This is a genomic window from Mycolicibacterium aurum (genome assembly GCF_900637195.1).
GTDB lineage: Bacteria > Actinomycetota > Actinomycetes > Mycobacteriales > Mycobacteriaceae > Mycobacterium > Mycobacterium aurum.
In genome coordinates this window covers 1,210,683-1,225,101 of the sequence record NZ_LR134356.1, presented here as the reverse complement: position 1 = coordinate 1,225,101, position 14,419 = coordinate 1,210,683, and the positions used below count along the sequence as shown (strand labels likewise).

17 protein-coding genes are annotated in these 14,419 nt (G+C 69.5%); 7 read left to right on the top strand and 10 right to left on the bottom strand.

Annotated elements, in window-relative coordinates:
- Positions 1-17 precede the first annotated feature (17 nt).
- A complete protein-coding gene (locus EL337_RS05955; RefSeq protein ID WP_048630130.1) occupies positions 18-392 on the top strand; it encodes a nuclear transport factor 2 family protein in 375 nt (124 codons plus the stop codon).
- Between the two features lie 3 nt (positions 393-395).
- Here EL337_RS05955 and EL337_RS05950 read toward each other — a convergent pair whose 3' ends face one another.
- On the bottom strand, positions 396-1,592 hold the full coding sequence (locus EL337_RS05950) for a thiolase family protein (RefSeq protein ID WP_048630129.1): 1,197 nt from the start codon (positions 1,590-1,592) through the stop codon (positions 396-398).
- Positions 1,593-1,610: 18 nt separating this feature from the next.
- On the opposite strand from EL337_RS05950, the gene EL337_RS05945 reads away from it, so the two are divergent.
- Positions 1,611-1,916: a Zn-ribbon domain-containing OB-fold protein gene (locus tag EL337_RS05945; protein WP_048630128.1), complete on the top strand. Its 306-nt coding sequence runs from the start codon at positions 1,611-1,613 to the stop codon at positions 1,914-1,916.
- On the opposite strand, the gene EL337_RS05940 is transcribed toward EL337_RS05945, so the two are convergent.
- The 3 genes from EL337_RS05940 to glmS all read right to left on the bottom strand — a co-directional run bounded on the left by EL337_RS05940 (position 1,913) and on the right by glmS (position 5,292).
- Entirely contained in the window at positions 1,913-2,311 is a 399-nt protein-coding gene (locus tag EL337_RS05940) for an STAS domain-containing protein (RefSeq protein WP_232786678.1), read from the bottom strand. The genes EL337_RS05945 and EL337_RS05940 overlap by 4 nt on opposite strands.
- Positions 2,312-2,527: 216 nt before the next feature.
- Positions 2,528-3,424, bottom strand: a complete 897-nt coding sequence (locus tag EL337_RS05935) for an alpha/beta fold hydrolase (protein WP_048630126.1) — start codon at positions 3,422-3,424, stop codon at positions 2,528-2,530.
- Entirely contained in the window at positions 3,424-5,292 is a 1,869-nt protein-coding gene (glmS, locus tag EL337_RS05930) for a glutamine--fructose-6-phosphate transaminase (isomerizing) (protein ID WP_048630125.1), read from the bottom strand. The genes EL337_RS05935 and glmS overlap by 1 nt, the downstream gene beginning before the upstream one ends.
- A 56-nt stretch (positions 5,293-5,348) precedes the next feature.
- Here glmS and EL337_RS05925 point away from each other — a divergent pair, with 56 nt between their 5' ends.
- The 4 genes from EL337_RS05925 to EL337_RS05910 all read left to right on the top strand — a co-directional run bounded on the left by EL337_RS05925 (position 5,349) and on the right by EL337_RS05910 (position 8,290).
- Entirely contained in the window at positions 5,349-6,212 is an 864-nt protein-coding gene (locus EL337_RS05925; RefSeq protein ID WP_048630124.1) for a dienelactone hydrolase family protein, read from the top strand.
- Between the two features lie 43 nt (positions 6,213-6,255).
- On the top strand, positions 6,256-7,296 hold the full coding sequence (locus tag EL337_RS05920; protein ID WP_048630123.1) for an LLM class F420-dependent oxidoreductase: 1,041 nt from the start codon (positions 6,256-6,258) through the stop codon (positions 7,294-7,296).
- 20 nt (positions 7,297-7,316) lie between these two features.
- Positions 7,317-7,757 carry a PPOX class F420-dependent oxidoreductase gene (locus tag EL337_RS05915; RefSeq protein ID WP_109519740.1) on the top strand — a complete coding sequence of 147 codons (441 nt, stop codon included), beginning with the start codon at positions 7,317-7,319 and terminating at the stop codon, positions 7,755-7,757.
- A 101-nt stretch (positions 7,758-7,858) separates the two neighbouring features.
- Positions 7,859-8,290 carry a VOC family protein gene (locus tag EL337_RS05910; protein WP_048630122.1) on the top strand — a complete coding sequence of 144 codons (432 nt, stop codon included), beginning with the start codon at positions 7,859-7,861 and terminating at the stop codon, positions 8,288-8,290.
- Between the two features lie 12 nt (positions 8,291-8,302).
- On the opposite strand, the gene EL337_RS05905 is transcribed toward EL337_RS05910, so the two are convergent.
- The gene (locus EL337_RS05905; RefSeq protein ID WP_197724184.1) at positions 8,303-8,887 is read right to left on the bottom strand and encodes a TetR/AcrR family transcriptional regulator; all 585 of its coding nucleotides are present in this window, start codon (positions 8,885-8,887) and stop codon (positions 8,303-8,305) included.
- Between the two features lie 46 nt (positions 8,888-8,933).
- Between EL337_RS05905 and EL337_RS05900 the strand changes: the two genes are divergently transcribed.
- Positions 8,934-10,076: an acyl-CoA dehydrogenase family protein gene (locus EL337_RS05900; protein WP_048630120.1), complete on the top strand. Its 1,143-nt coding sequence runs from the start codon at positions 8,934-8,936 to the stop codon at positions 10,074-10,076.
- On the opposite strand, the gene EL337_RS05895 is transcribed toward EL337_RS05900, so the two are convergent.
- From EL337_RS05895 to EL337_RS05875, 5 genes are all read right to left on the bottom strand, one after another.
- Positions 10,051-10,665 (bottom strand): diacylglycerol-binding protein, encoded by a 615-nt coding sequence (locus EL337_RS05895; protein WP_048630119.1) that lies wholly within the window; start codon positions 10,663-10,665, stop codon positions 10,051-10,053. The two genes, EL337_RS05900 and EL337_RS05895, sit on opposite strands and share 26 nt — an antisense overlap.
- A gap of 11 nt (positions 10,666-10,676) precedes the next feature.
- The gene (locus EL337_RS05890) at positions 10,677-12,086 is read right to left on the bottom strand and encodes a hypothetical protein (protein WP_048630829.1); all 1,410 of its coding nucleotides are present in this window, start codon (positions 12,084-12,086) and stop codon (positions 10,677-10,679) included.
- Positions 12,087-12,101: 15 nt separating this feature from the next.
- A complete protein-coding gene (locus EL337_RS05885; RefSeq protein ID WP_048630118.1) occupies positions 12,102-12,407 on the bottom strand; it encodes a type VII secretion target in 306 nt (101 codons plus the stop codon).
- Between the two features lie 42 nt (positions 12,408-12,449).
- A complete protein-coding gene (gene glmM / locus EL337_RS05880; RefSeq protein WP_048630117.1) occupies positions 12,450-13,787 on the bottom strand; it encodes a phosphoglucosamine mutase in 1,338 nt (445 codons plus the stop codon).
- Positions 13,788-13,912: 125 nt separating this feature from the next.
- Positions 13,913-14,374, bottom strand: coding sequence for a hypothetical protein (locus EL337_RS05875; protein WP_048630116.1), 462 nt, complete (start codon positions 14,372-14,374; stop codon positions 13,913-13,915).
- Positions 14,375-14,419: the final 45 nt, after the last annotated feature.

Below are 14,419 nucleotides of genomic sequence, written 5' to 3'. Positions count from 1 at the left end.
GTGGGTATCCGAAGCACATGACGGACTCCGAGGTGACCGACGAACTGCTCCGACTCGAGCATGCCGGCTGGCAGTCGCTGTGTGACGGCACCGGCGACGCGTTCTACGGCGGCATCATGGCCGACGACGCGGTGATGGTATTGGCCAACGGCATGGTGATGGACCGCGACACCGTGATCTCGTCGCTCGGCCAGTCGCCCCCGTGGGCGCGCTACGAGATCGAGGACGTCCGGCTGGTCAAGATCAGCCCGGACACCGCCGCGCTGGTCTACACCGGCACGGGATGGCGCGACGGACAGGACGCACCGTTCGTCGGGGCCATGTCATCGGTCTATCACCGCACCGGCGACGGCTGGACGCTGGCGCTCTATCAGCAATCCGCGAAGAGCTGACCGTCACCTGCAGGTGAGCACCATGCACCCGGCGATCGGCCCGCCGCCTGCCGCGGCGACCGCGACTTCGGGGCGTCGCGCCACCTGACGAGCTCCGGCCTGGCCACGCAGCTGCAGACACGCCTCGTGCAGCAGCCAGTGGCCGTGCAGCCGCCCCGCCGACAGCTGGCCACCGTAGGTGTTCAGCGGCAGCGCACCGCCGAGCGCGATGCGCTGCGCGCCCTCGACGAACGGACCGGCCTCCCCCTCTCCGCACAGCCCGAGGGCCTCCAGCCACGCGAAGGTCAGGAACGTGAATCCGTCGTAGAGCTCCGCGACCTGGACGTCGGACGGCGCCAGGTCGGTGCGCGACCACATCTCGGCCGCGGCATCCACCGACGCCATGCGCGGATAGTCGTCGCGGTGCACCCAGCCGCCCGCACCGTAGGCCCCGCCGATCGCCTCGACGGCGACCGGGTGCGGACAGTCCGGCGCATAGTCGGAACGCGAGACCACCAGGGCCACCGACCCGTCGACCGGGACATCACAGTCGAACAGACCCAGTGGTGCCGACACCGGCCGCGCCGCAAGGTAATCGGCCATGGTCATCGGATCGCGGTAGACCGCCAGCGGGTTGAGCGCGGCATTGCGTCTGCTGTTGATCGCCAGCCATCCCAGCTGTTCCCTGGTGGTGCCGTAGCGCTCCATATGCCGACGGCAGTGCAGGGCCACCCAGTTGGACGCCGAATAGGCATGTGCGGCAAGCAGTTCCCCGATGTCGTCGATGGCCCCGATCCGCCGTCGGACACCCGGCACGCGGGGCTCGACCGGTGGCGACGTCAGCACGGTGGGCTCCACCGGCGTCGTGCGGTCACCGGTCAGTGCCCCGCCCAGCATCTGCACCGTGCGGTACACCAGCACATGGCGAGAGCCGCCCTCCCCCACGGCGCGGATGGCCGAGAGCACAGGATTGATCACCCCGCCGGTGAGCATCTCGGCACCGCGGTCGGCGGCCTCGATTCCGAGCGCCGACATCAATTGTGCAAGCGGGACATCGCCCAGCGTCGCCACACCGTCGATGTCCGACGGGGCGAGACCCGCATCGGCTATCGCCGCGCGCACGGCCTCGACGGTGAGCTCCACACCCGGTATTCCGGTGCGACGACCGATCCGCGAGATACCGATGCCGCTGATGATCGCGTTCTTCTCGAAGAGCGTCACCGGGGGTACGTTAGCCGCATGCTCGTGCCACGGTGTGCCTCTTGCCTGCTGTGGGTGTCACCGCCGCAGGCCGACTGCCCGGAGTGCGGCAGCGACCTTGCGCCCCAGCCGGTCTCCGGCCGCGGGGAGGTCTTCACCTACACGGTCAACCACCACCCGTTCAACCCGGCGATCCCGGTGCCCTACGTCATCGCGATCGTCCTTCTCGATGAACAGGACGACCTGCGAGTGGTCACCAATATCATTGACTGTGAACCTGATTCGGTCCGGATCGGGATGAGGGTCACCGCAGTGGGTGACGGCAGGGAGTTCGCGCCCACTTAAGGCAGCTGTGCGGCCATCGCGTCGTCCACCGTGGCGTACAGGTCGATGACCTCGTCGATCCGCATCATGCGGATGGGTCTACTGGTGGCGGGACCCTCGGCGACCACGCGCAGCGAGATGTCGGCGCGCGAGGTGAGCCTGTGGGTCTCGACGAGCATGCTGATTCCTGCCGAAGCCAGGAACTCCACGTCGGTGATGTCGACGATGAGAACCGACGGCGCGCCCGCCAGTGCGATATCCAGATGCGTTCCGAGGGTCGGCGCGGTGAGGGCGTCCAGGTCACCACGGACCTGCAGCACCACCACGTCGCCGTCGCGGCGCGGAATGACCCGGAAACGGCGGTCACGGCCATGGTTGTCTGCATTCATCATCGCCCCCGAGCGGCTCGTCGACATCAGCGCACCGTGTGAAACGTGCTGCTGTGTGTGTCGGTGTACTGCAGATCAGCTGGCCCCGACGCGCTCTGACACCTGGTTTCTCCGGCAAGTCATGGCATCGGCAACGTTGCTGCAGATCGATTCTTACGAGGTTTATCGCCCCCACACCCTGAACCGTTAACAAATCGGTCGGAAAAATTTCGGAAAATGTACTTGCCTCGGCAAATGCGCGGGTCACCGCGGCGTGTCGACGTCACACCAGAAGCGACGGGTCAGAGCGTCGATCTCGGCCGGATACTCGCCGCTGAGGGCGTGCGACGCGTCGGCCCACAGCTTCACCTGGCCGTGCTGCAGAAGCATGCGGGCCGCGTTGGCCGCACGGGTGGCGTCATGGACCACGCTGCGCCCGGCGAGGATCGCGAGTACCGGGATGTCGAGGTCGCGCAACTGGTCCTCGGTGAACCGCTTCGGAAACGGCTGGCGGACCACATGGTCACGGCTGCCGGCGGCGATGAGCGCCGCCACCGGATCGGAGTCGTCCACGGCGGCGCCACCCGAGATCCACTGCAGAACGCCTCGGCGCAACACGCCCGGCACCCAGGGCAGGGCAAGCGGGGCCACGGCCAGCATCGTCGGCTTCGGAATCGGCGCGAACGTCATGACCGGATCCAGAAGCGTCAACGACGCGACCCGCCCGTGGCCGCGGCGCACCGCATAGTTCACTGCCGCCCACCCACCGAACGAGACGCCCAGCAGATGGACCGGCTCCGCAGCAAGGCCACCGAGCATTTCGCCGAACCACTGTGCCTGATCCTCGGATCCGGTGATCGGACGCTGCTGCACCGACAAACCCGGCTCGCCCATCAGGTCGACCGAGAACACCGTGCGATCAGCCAGCAGGCCCGGCAGGTTCGCCTTCCACATCGGTGTGGCGGCGTTGCGGCCGGGCAACAGTACGACCGGGCGGCCGGCGGGCCCGTCGAAGCGATAAACCCGGACCGTACCGAATGTCGTTGGCACGTCCATCGATTCGTCGTAGGGCGGCAGCTCACCCAGCGCCCGTTGGTAGACCTCGACGAATCGGGCGCGCGCCGCGTCACCCCGGAAGTGTCCGATCGGCTCGCGCCGCACTACTCGACGGTGACCGACTTCGCCAGGTTGCGCGGCTTGTCGACGTCGAACCCGCGGGCCTGGGCCACCCCAGCCGAGAACAGCTGCATCGGGATGCTCGACAGCAGCGGCTGGAAAAGCGTTGACACCGCTGGCATTTCGATCAGGTGATCGGCGTACGGCCGCACGGTTTCGTCGCCTTCCTCGGCGATGACGATCGTGACCGCACCGCGGGCCTGGATCTCGCGGATGTTCGACAGCAGCTTGGAGTGCAGCGTGGCCGAGTTCTTCGGCGAGGGCATGACGACGATGACGGGAAGCCCGTCCTCGATGAGCGCAATGGGGCCGTGCTTGAGCTCACCGGCGGCGAAGCCCTCGGCGTGCATGTACGCCAGCTCCTTGAGCTTCAAGGCACCTTCGAGCGCCACCGGATAGCCGACATGACGGCCGAGGAACAGCACCGTCTGCGACGCCGCAAACTGATTCGCCAGCTGCTTCACCGGGTCCGCGGCCGACGCCAGCACCCGCGAGATCAGCTCGGGCATGGCCTCCAGGTCGTGGTACTCCCGCGCCACCTCGTCGGGGTACTTGGTGCCACGCGCCTGGGCGAGCGCGAGCCCCACAAGGTAGTTTGCGGTGATCTGGGCCAGGAACGTCTTCGTCGAAGCCACCCCGATCTCCGGCCCGGCGCGCGTGTAGAGCACCGCGTCGCACTCGCGGGGAATCTGGCTGCCGTTGGTGTTGCAGATGGCCAGCACCTTGGCCTTCTGTTCCTTGGCGTGCCGAACGGCCTCCAGCGTGTCGGCGGTCTCACCGGACTGCGAGATCGCGACGACGAGCGTGTGGCTGTCCAGCACCGGATCGCGGTACCGGAACTCGCTGGCGAGCTCGACCTCGACGGGCAGCCGGGTCCAGTGCTCGATCGCGTACTTGGCGAGAAGGCCGGAGTGATACGCCGTGCCGCACGCCACGACGAACACCTTGTCGATGTCGCGGAGCTCCTGATCGGAGAGCCGCTGCTCGTCGAGCACGATGCGCTTACCGTCGAAGTGGCCGAGCAGCGTGTCGGAGACGGCGGCGGGCTGCTCGGCGATCTCCTTGAGCATGAAGTACTCGTAGCCACCCTTTTCGGCGGCCGAGGTGTCCCAGTCGATGTGGAACTCGCGGTAGTCCTGGCTCGCGGTGCCGTCGAAGTCGGTGATCCGGTAACCGTCGGCGGTGACGACGACCGCCTGGTCCTGGCCCAGCTCGACGGCCTCGCGGGTGTGCTCGATGAACGCGGCGACGTCCGACCCGACGAACATCTCTCCGTTGCCGACGCCGAGCACCAGCGGGGTGGACCGGCGGGCGGCGACGATGGTCCCCGGATCGTCCGCGTGGGCGAACACCAGGGTGAAGTGGCCCTCCAACCGGCGCAGCACCGCCAGCACCGAGGCGGGGAAGTCTCCCGCGTGTGCGCCGTCGGCGTACTCGCGGGCGACCAGGTGCACGGCGACCTCGGTGTCGGTGTCGCTGGCGAACTCCACGCCGGCGCTCTCGAGCTCGCCGCGCAGCTCCGCGAAGTTCTCGATGATGCCGTTGTGGACGACCGCGACCTTGCCGGAGGCGTCCAGGTGCGGGTGGGCGTTGCGGTCGGTGGGCCTGCCGTGCGTGGCCCAGCGGGTGTGGCCGAGGCCGGTGGCCCCCGCGGGGCTCTCGGCACCCGCTTCGGCGAGCGCGGCCTCCAGATTGGCCAGGCGTCCTGCCTTGCGGCGGACGGTGAGGCCGCCGTGGCCGTCGAGCAGCGCGACACCGGATGAGTCGTACCCGCGGTACTCCATGCGGCGCAGCGCGTCGACGACGATGTCGCAGGCAGGACGCTGCCCGACGTAGCCGACGATTCCACACATAGCCAACCAGGGTACGGCAGGCCGCGCCCTGCACCCGGTTGAGCTACGGTCGTCAGGTGGCCAGCACGAAGAAGCTCTTTGCCGCGTTGACGCGCCGCGGACCGCACCGCGTTCTCCGCGGTGACCTGGCCTTTGCCGGCCTCCCGGGCACCGTCTACACGCCCGCGGAGGGCAAGAATCTGCCCGGCGTCGCGTTCGCTCACGATTGGATCACATCCGCGGACCGCTACCACGGGACGCTCGAGCACCTGGCGTCGTGGGGGATCGTCGCCGCGGCTCCCAACACCGAGACCGGGCTGGCGCCCTCCGTGCTCAACCTCGCCTACGACCTCGGCACGACGCTGGACATCATCGCGGGCGTGCGGCTGGGCCCCGGCCAGATCAGCGTGCACCCCGGCAAGCTCGGCATCGCAGGTCATGGCTTCGGCGGGTCGGCGGCGGTGTTCGCCGCGGCCGGCATGCCCGGCGGGCCGAACAGCCCCAAAGCAGTGGTCGCGGCCTATCCCACGGTGTCCAGTCCCCCGGCTGAACAGCCCGCGTCGGGGCTGACGGTGCCCGGCCTCATCCTCGTCGACCCCGGCGATCCGATGTCGCTGCGCTCGAATGCCGTCGAGTTGGCCCGGGCCTGGAAGACGGCCACCCTGCGCGCTACGTCCAGCACCAAGTCCGGGGGGCTCGTCGAGGGCCGGCGACTGGCACCCGTGGTCGGGCTCCCCGGCGCCGACAGGGGTACGCAGAAGATCGTCCGGGCGCTGATGACCGGCTATCTGCTGCATCTGCTGACCGGGGACCGCAAGAACGACACCTACCGGGACTTCGCCGACCCGGCGGCCGCACTGCCGAAGGCGGAGGTCATGGACCCGTTCTCCGACGACCCCGTCGACCTTGAGAACAAGGTCGTCGCACTGCTGAAGCCGTAGGACCGAGTTCCCCAACCAACCGGTTGGGTGCTATACCTGACGCATGCGGACAGGCATCTTTCTCAGCTACGCCGGCGGCTTCCTCGACGCGGTCGACGAGGTGGTCGAGTTCGAGCAGCTCGGCGTCGACATCGCGCTGGTGGCCGAGGCCTACTCCTACGACGCGATCAGTCAGCTGGGATTCCTGGCCGCGCGGACATCGCGGATCGAGTTGGGCACCGGGGTGGTCCCCATCTACACGCGCACCCCCGCGCTGATGGCGATGACCGCCGCCGGGCTGGACTACGTGTCCGACGGCCGGTTCCGGCTCGGCCTGGGCACATCCGGGCCACAGGTGGTGGAAGGCTTTCACGGCCTGCCCTTCGATGCGCCGCTGGGCCGCACCCGCGAGGTCGTCGAGATCTGCAGGCAGGTGTGGCGCCGCGAGCGGCTCAGTTACGACGGCAAGCACTATCAGCTGCCGCTGCCTGCCGAGCGCGGCACCGGGCTGGGAAAACCGCTGAAGCTGATCAACCATCCGGTACGGGAACGGATCCCGATCACCATCGCCGCCCTCGGCCCCAAGAACGTCGAGCTGACCGCCGAGATCGCCGAAGGTTGGCAGCCGGTGTTCTTCTATCCGGAGAAGGCCGGCGAGGTCTGGGGTGACGCGTTGCGCGCAGGCGCCGCCCGGCGGGATGCGGCACTGGGTCCGCTGGACGTCATGGTCAGCGCCAGCCTGGCGATCGGCGATGATGTCGATGACCGGCTGGCCTGGGCCAAACCACAATTGGCGCTCTACATCGGCGGCATGGGTGCGCGCGGCAAGAACTTCTACCACGCCCTGGCCACCCGGTACGGCTTCGGCGAGGTCGCCGACCACATCCAGGATCTCTACCTCGCGGGCAACAAGGCCGAGGCCATCGACGCCGTGCCCGACGAACTGGTCCGCCAGGTCTCGCTCGTCGGGCCCCGCGGTTTCGTCAAGGAGCGCCTCGCCGCCTTCACCGAAGCCGGCGTCACCACGATGCTGGTCCACCCGCTCTCGGGCGACCGGCGCGAGTCCGTGACGTACGTCGAGGAATTGCAGAACCTGCTGCCCTGATCCGGACGTAGGCTGGCGCCATGGCCGAGCCCACCGACGGTGTCCGACTGGACGCGGACGTCGTCGCCTTCCTGTCCGAAGGAACCCACACCGCCAAGTTGGGTTACCTTGCCGCCGACGGCAGGCCGCTGATCGCACCGGTGTGGTTCGTCGTCGACGGTCAGCAGCTGGTCTTCAACACCGGTAAGGACACCGCCAAAGGCCGCGCGCTGGTCCGCGATCCGCGGGTGGTGGTGTGCGTGGACGACGAGCGACCGCCGTTCTCGTTCGTCCAGATCCAGGGCACCGTGACCCTCGGCGAGGATCCCGACGACGTGCGCTCGACCGCGACGCGGATCGGCGGCCGCTACATGGGAGCCGAGCGCGCCGAGGAATTCGGCCGCCGCAACGGGGTGCCCGGGGAACTGGTCGTCCGGATCACACCGACCAAGGTGATCAAGGCGTTCAACGTCGCCGATTAGCCGCGCGGCCGCACGTCGGGACGGCTCACGCCATCTGTCCGAAGAGTGACGTTCACCGTGCGCCCGGGTTGCCGCAGGATGCAGCGGGTATGCCTCCGATCATGGCTTTGGTCAACAGTTCTGGAATCGCCCACGTGCGTATCACCGTCACCGACATCGGTCGGTCGAAAGAGTTCTACGACGCGGTGTTCGGTTGGCCGGCGGCCATCGACGCGTCCGACTCGGTCGACGAGCCCGGCGTGACCGAGTCCCCGGAGCAGTTCTACGGAGGCGTGGTCTACCAGACTCCGCAGGGCACGCTGTTCGGACTCCGCCCGGTGGGCGACACCCCGTTCGACTCGACGCGGACCGGGCTCGACCACCTCAGCTTCTCCGTGGCCTCGCGCAGCGATCTTGAGGACGCCGAGCGGGCCCTGGACGGCGCGGGAATCACCCACGGCGCGATCATCGATCTCGACGACGCAGGGATTGCCATCCTGTCCTTTCAGGATCCCGATGACATCAATGTCGAGCTGACCGCACCGCTGTCCTGATCCGCCGCGACGTCACGCCTGGATGCCGCCGGTGAGAATCGCGGCGAGCTCGCGATAGGCGTCGGCGTCGTCGAGGCCGGTGCTGTTGCGCACCATCCGTTGCTGGATACGCACCATCACCGTCGTGACGAGGTCGGCCGCGAACGCCGCGTGAACATCGCGAAAGTCGCCTGCGGCAACGCCTTCGGCGATCAGCTCGTGAACCCTGCGCGCCGCGATCCTGGTGTTCTTCTCGTAGATGGCGCGCGCAGGCGCGAAGGCGTCGAGATCGGCCATGAACTGATCGGACACGGGATCGAGCGCCCCACCGACCGCGGCCAGATACGTTGCGATGCGTTCGCGTGCGCCGGCGACGCCGGACACCCGCGCTTCGACCGCCGCTGTGGCGCTGCGGAAGAAGTGCACGGTGGCGGTCTGCACCAACTGCTCCTTGCTGGCGGCCAGCGTGTAGAGCGTGGATTTGGAGCACCGCAGTCGGGCTGCGATCTCGTCGAGCGTCAGGTGCGCGAACCCCTCGGCGAGAAACAGCGCAACGAGCGCGTCGAACAGCTCGGTACGTCGCTGCGTGGCGAAGGAAGGCCTGCTCACCGGCGTCATCCTACGCTGATAGTACTGATAACCGTCCTGTAGTACTGTCCAGCGTATGGCCGTGGATCGCCTTCTCCCCACCGACGAGGCTCGTGAACTGGTGGATCTGGCCCGCCAGATCGCCGACAAGGTCCTCGACCCGATCGTCGACCAGCACGAGAAGAACGAGACCTATCCCGACGGCGTGTTCGCGACGCTCGGCGAGGCCGGGCTGCTGAGCCTGCCCTACCCCGAGGAGTGGGGTGGCGGTGGCCAGCCCTACGAGGTGTACCTGCAGGTGCTCGAAGAACTCGCCGCGCGGTGGGCCGCGGTGGCAGTCGCGGTCAGCGTGCACAGCCTGTCCTGCCACCCGCTGATGAGTTTCGGCACCGACGAGCAGCGGCAGCGATGGCTTCCCGACATGCTCGGCGGATCGACCATCGGCGCCTACAGCCTGTCCGAACCGCAGGCCGGCTCCGATGCCGCCGCCCTGACCTGCAGAGCGACCGCCGTCGACGGCGGCTACCGCATCAGCGGCGCGAAGGCGTGGATCACACACGGCGGAGTCGCCGACTTCTACAATCTCTTCGCGCGCACCGGCGAAGGGTCCCAAGGCATTTCATGCTTCCTGGTCCCTAGGGGGACCGAGGGTCTGACCTTCGGCAAGCCCGAGGAGAAGATGGGCCTGCATTCGGTACCGACCACCACCGCGCACTACGACGACGCATTCCTCGACGAGGACCGCCGCATCGGAACCGAGGGACAGGGTCTGCAGATCGCGTTCAGCGCCTTGGATTCCGGGCGCCTGGGCATCGCTGCCGTCGCGGTGGGACTGGCCCAGGCCGCGCTGGACGAGGCGGTGACCTACAGCCAGGAACGAACGACGTTCGGCCGCAAGATCATCGACCACCAAGGCCTGGCGTTCTTGCTCGCGGACATGGCCGCGGCCGTGGACTCCGCCAGGGCCACCTACATCGATGCCGCCCGCCGCCGTGACGCGGGCCTGCCCTACTCGCGGCACGCGTCGGTCGCGAAGCTGACGGCCACCGACGCGGCGATGAAAGTGACCACGGATGCGGTCCAGGTGTTCGGCGGGGCCGGCTACACCCGCGACTACCGCGTCGAACGCTACATGCGCGAGGCGAAGATCACGCAGATCTTCGAGGGCACCAACCAGATTCAGCGCCTGGTGATCAGCCGGCACCTGGCGCGCGGCTGATCGTGTCGCACACCGGCGCCGCGAGCTGCGGCCGCCGGGCGACGACGAGCTCGGCCAGCAGCGCGACCACCACCCCGAACGCGAAGTACAGCGGCACGAGGAACGGGCCGACGCCGAACAATCCGTCCGACCCGGGGTTGTAGGCGAACACGCCGAGGCCGACGAGCGCGATCTCCGCGGCGGGCCCCACGATCGCGATGGCGGCCCCGCACGCCGCGGCGGCGCCGTCGCCGAACACGCACCAGGTGACGATCGCCGCGACACAGATCAGCGCGGTCGCGGGCACCACGGGCGAGCCGTGCAGCAGGGCGGTGGCCACGTACATGCCGACGACGATCGCGATACCGGCGAGGCCCTGCCGTGCCGTCACGTCGGCCCGTAGGGCCGGCAGGTGCAGCCGGAGTTCGGCCAGCGACACCGTGGCCGAGCCGACCAGCAGCGGGAACCAGAACGGGCTGCTCCACACGAACGGGACGGCGTCGGTGTAGTACACCGTCGTGCCGGTCGCGACGTGGCTGTGGTCGCCGATCAGCGCGGCGAGGCCGCCGAGCACGAACAGCCCGACCGCTTCCCGGATGCGCAGCTTCACGTCGCGTGACGCTACTCCGCAGGCTCTCCGACCTGCGGCACTTCGTCCGCGGCGATCTCACACGGGGTGCTCTCGGCGACCACCTCGGCAGGCGGCAGCGGCTCGGCCGGCGGTGGAGCCGGCGTGGGCGCGGGTACCGGGTCGCACGTGCCCGCCTGCGGCTCGGCGTCGCCGGTGGCAGCGACCTCCTCGACGGGGACCGGATCAGCCGGGACCGGGTCCGGATCGGCCGGGGATTCGTCCCCGGGCTCCCCGTCGGATTCTTCGTCGGGGTCGGCGTCGGATTCTTCGTCGAGTTCGGCGTCGACCTCCGGCTCGGGAATGTCAGGCTCGGGCAGCTCGGGAAGCTCCCCGGCGTCGCCGTTCGACAGACCGCCACCGAGCAGACCGCCCAGCGTGTCGGCGAACTGCTGGCCGAGGCCGGACAGCCCGCCGCCGACGTCGGGCATGCCCGCTCCCATCGTGCCCAGGCCGGCCGGCGGCGTGACGGGGGCCGACGTCGGCGGTAGGACGGACTCGGCCGGCGGGGCCGGCGGCGCGGGCGCCGAGGGCACGGCGGCGGGTGCCACCGGTGCGACCGGTGCTACTGCTGCAGGTGCTGCTGCCGCAGGCGTCGCGGAGGCGGCGCCGCCCCAGGATGCGGGGACGGTGGCCGGCGCACACCGCGCGTCGTCCTGACAGCCCGCGTCGCCCTGGGCCGCGGTCGCGGGCGGCGTCCACACGGGGCCCAGCGCGCCGGGAATGCCGAAGGCCGGCGCCCGTTCCGACCCGATCTCGGCCAGCGCTCGCTCGTACGCCGACGTCACCGCGGCGCCGGCCGCCTGCATCGCGGCAAGCCAGTCGACACGAACGCTGGTGTCCACGAACGGTTTCACCGCGCCTTCGATCAGCTCGCTCGCGGTGGACCGGTCTCCGACCCCCGACGTGACCGTGGCGGCCGCCGCACGCCACTGCTCCCGGGTGCCCTCGGCGCGCGCTTCGATCGCGACCGCGGCGTCGACCTTGGTGCTGACCGCCCGCCAGAGGTCCTCGCGCAGGGCGGCCAACGCCTCGGCGGCGGTGCGCGTGGCCGCCGCGACAGCTGAGGAGGCATCGCCGTGGCGCCGCAGGAATTCCTGGCCGGCGTCGCCTCCCATGCCCTGCCACGCCGCCGCGAGCTGAGCCAGTTGCCGGTCCTGCACGGCCAGCGCATCCTGCGATGCGCGCACCGCGGCGTCCAGGGCGACGCAACCGCGCTGCAGCGCACCGAGATCCATCCCGTCCTCGGTGCCGTACCAGTCGCGCACCTGCGCCGGGTGCAGCGTCAGGTCCTGGTGCTGATAGCCGAGACGCTGACAGGCCCACACGTACTGCGCGACGGTGTCGACGGCAGGCAGGCCGTGCGCCAATCGCGCTGCGACGTCGTAGTTTTCGGCGGACATGTCGGACACGCCCGGCTACCCGACCCGCCCGGCGGCATAGCTGTCGGCGTCCTGGTACTGGTCAGCCGAGACCCGCAGCGCCGCCGCGATCTCCGTGGCGGCCCGTGACCACTGCCGCAACGACGACGCCAGCTCTGCGAGCGCGCCGCGCAGCGCGTCACCGTAGGCGACGTACGCCCGGCCGGACGTCGCGGCGCCGACGTCAAGGCCGCCCAGGTGTGTGTGCGCCGCGCTGTCGAGAATCGCGGCCGCCGTGTCGTATTCGCGAGCGATCGCGCGCACCGCTGCGGTGTCGACGCGGGCCGCCTGTGCCGTTCCCATATGAGATTGGACGCCGGGCACGCCCGAACGGTTCCCGGGAACTCAGCTTTGCGCGCTCACCGATTCCGCTACGCGCACGGCCAACTGCCGGGCGGTGTCTTCGTCGGCCGCCTCCACCATGACGCGGACCAGCTGTTCGGTTCCCGAAGGCCGCAGCAGAATTCGGCCGGTATCGCCGAGTTCCTCCTCGGCCCGGGCCACCGCGTCCCGGACGGACTGAGCGTCGGCCACCGTCGCCTTGTCGGTGACTTCGACGTTGATCAGCACCTGCGGCAGCGTCCGCATCGGTGCGGCGAGGTCGGCCAGCGTGCGACGTGTCTGCGCCATCCGCGACATCAGTCGCAACCCGGTGACGATGCCGTCGCCGGTGGTGCCGAACGCGGGCAACACGAGGTGGCCGGACTGCTCGCCACCCAGCGAGTACCGACCGGCACGGAGTTCTTCGAGGACATAGCGGTCACCGACGGCGGTGGTCCGCACCTCGATGCCCGCGGACTTCATCGCTATGTGGAGTCCGAGATTGCTCATCACGGTCGCGACCAGGGTGTCGGAGGCGAGCTCCCCCGTCTCGTGCATGGCCAGCGCGAGCACGACCATGATCGCGTCGCCGTCGATGATGCGTCCCTGCGCGTCGACGGCGAGGCAGCGGTCCGCGTCCCCGTCGTGCGCGAGACCGATGTCGGCACCATAGGAGACCACCGCGGAGCGCAGCGCCTGCATGTGCGTCGAACCGCAGCCGTCGTTGATGTTGAGACCGTCGGGGTCGGCGTGGATCGGGATGACGTTCGCGCCCGCCGCACGGTAGGCCCGGGGAGCCGCGACCGACGCCGCGCCGTGCGCACAGTCGACGACGACGGTCAGCGCGTCGAGCCGGGTGGTGGCGGCCTTGCCGACGTGGCGCAGATAGCGTTCCAGGGCGTCCTCGGCGGCGATGGAACGCCCGATGGCCCCGCCGGTGGGACGGGTACCGGGACCCTGGTGCACCAGTTCCTCGATGCGGTCCTCGGTGGCGTCGTCGAGTTTGTGCCCACCCGGACCGAAGATCTTGATGCCGTTGTCGGGCATCGGGTTGTGCGATGCGGAGATCATCACGCCGAAGTCGGCGTCATAGGCGTTGGTCAGGTAGGCGACCGCGGGGGTGGGCATGACCCCGGCGCGGAGGGTGTCGACGCCCTCACTGGCGATTCCGGCAATCACGGCGGCTTCCAGCATCTCGCCGCTGGCCCGCGGATCACGCCCGACGACGGCGACACGCCTGCGGGCCTCACCCGTCCTGCCGAGCCGTCGGGCAGCCGCCGCACCCAGCGCCATCGCCAGCTCAGGGGTGAGTTCGGTGTTGGCGACGCCGCGCACTCCGTCGGTGCCGAACAGTCGAGCCATCGTGACAACCTCTCACATCTGCGGGCCCCCGAGCGAATTGCAGCCCACGCGATTATCCCCCTGTCCACCGCGAAAACGGCTCACCGCCCGCACCCGGCGTGGATGCGGGCGGTGAGTGGGCTCACTTACCCTTCGTCGCTGGGCAGCGGGACGGTGCCGCCCTCGGCCTCACCGGTGCCCTCAGGGGCGCCGAGGCCATCGCCGGTGCCGGTGTCGCTCTCGGCGCTGCCGGTGTCGGCCTCCGGTGCCGGCTCGTCGGCCGGAGCGGTCGGCGCCGTGGAGGCATTCTGCGCCAGCACGAGGTCACCGCCGGGCAGGCCCGAGCACACCGTCTGCTCGACGCCCTGGCCGTCGACCTCGGTCGCCAGCGCACTCACGTCGGTGGGCACCACGCCACAGAGGGCGCTGGCCGCGGTGGCGGCGGTGTCGGCGGAGACGCTCTCCAGAAGCGTCACGTCGCCGACGGAGAGGTTCACGAGGCCATCCGGCGCCTCGACGGGCTGCGCGGTGGCCATGCCGAGTCCAGCGGTGAACAGCAGCGATCCGCCGAGGACGGCACCCGCCGCGGCGTTCTTGACAAAGCTCATCGATAACTCCTTTGCACTCTCGGAGCCACGGCAGAAGTGGTCTGC

Coding starts and splice junctions, on each gene's coding strand:
- EL337_RS05890 (WP_048630829.1), bottom strand. CDS start 12,086: ATGTCCGCCGAAAACTACGACGTCGCAGCGCGATTGGCGCACGGCCTG.
- EL337_RS05955 (WP_048630130.1), top strand. CDS start 18: ATGACGGACTCCGAGGTGACCGACGAACTGCTCCGACTCGAGCATGCC.
- EL337_RS05900 (WP_048630120.1), top strand. CDS start 8,934: ATGGCCGTGGATCGCCTTCTCCCCACCGACGAGGCTCGTGAACTGGTG.
- EL337_RS05885 (WP_048630118.1), bottom strand. CDS start 12,407: ATGGGAACGGCACAGGCGGCCCGCGTCGACACCGCAGCGGTGCGCGCG.
- EL337_RS05940 (WP_232786678.1), bottom strand. CDS start 2,311: ATGTCGACGAGCCGCTCGGGGGCGATGATGAATGCAGACAACCATGGC.
- EL337_RS05915 (WP_109519740.1), top strand. CDS start 7,317: ATGGCCGAGCCCACCGACGGTGTCCGACTGGACGCGGACGTCGTCGCC.
- glmS (WP_048630125.1), bottom strand. CDS start 5,292: ATGTGTGGAATCGTCGGCTACGTCGGGCAGCGTCCTGCCTGCGACATC.
- EL337_RS05920 (WP_048630123.1), top strand. CDS start 6,256: ATGCGGACAGGCATCTTTCTCAGCTACGCCGGCGGCTTCCTCGACGCG.
- EL337_RS05875 (WP_048630116.1), bottom strand. CDS start 14,374: ATGAGCTTTGTCAAGAACGCCGCGGCGGGTGCCGTCCTCGGCGGATCG.
- EL337_RS05910 (WP_048630122.1), top strand. CDS start 7,859: ATGGCTTTGGTCAACAGTTCTGGAATCGCCCACGTGCGTATCACCGTC.
- EL337_RS05905 (WP_197724184.1), bottom strand. CDS start 8,887: ATGACGCCGGTGAGCAGGCCTTCCTTCGCCACGCAGCGACGTACCGAG.
- EL337_RS05945 (WP_048630128.1), top strand. CDS start 1,611: ATGCTCGTGCCACGGTGTGCCTCTTGCCTGCTGTGGGTGTCACCGCCG.
- glmM (WP_048630117.1), bottom strand. CDS start 13,787: ATGGCTCGACTGTTCGGCACCGACGGAGTGCGCGGCGTCGCCAACACC.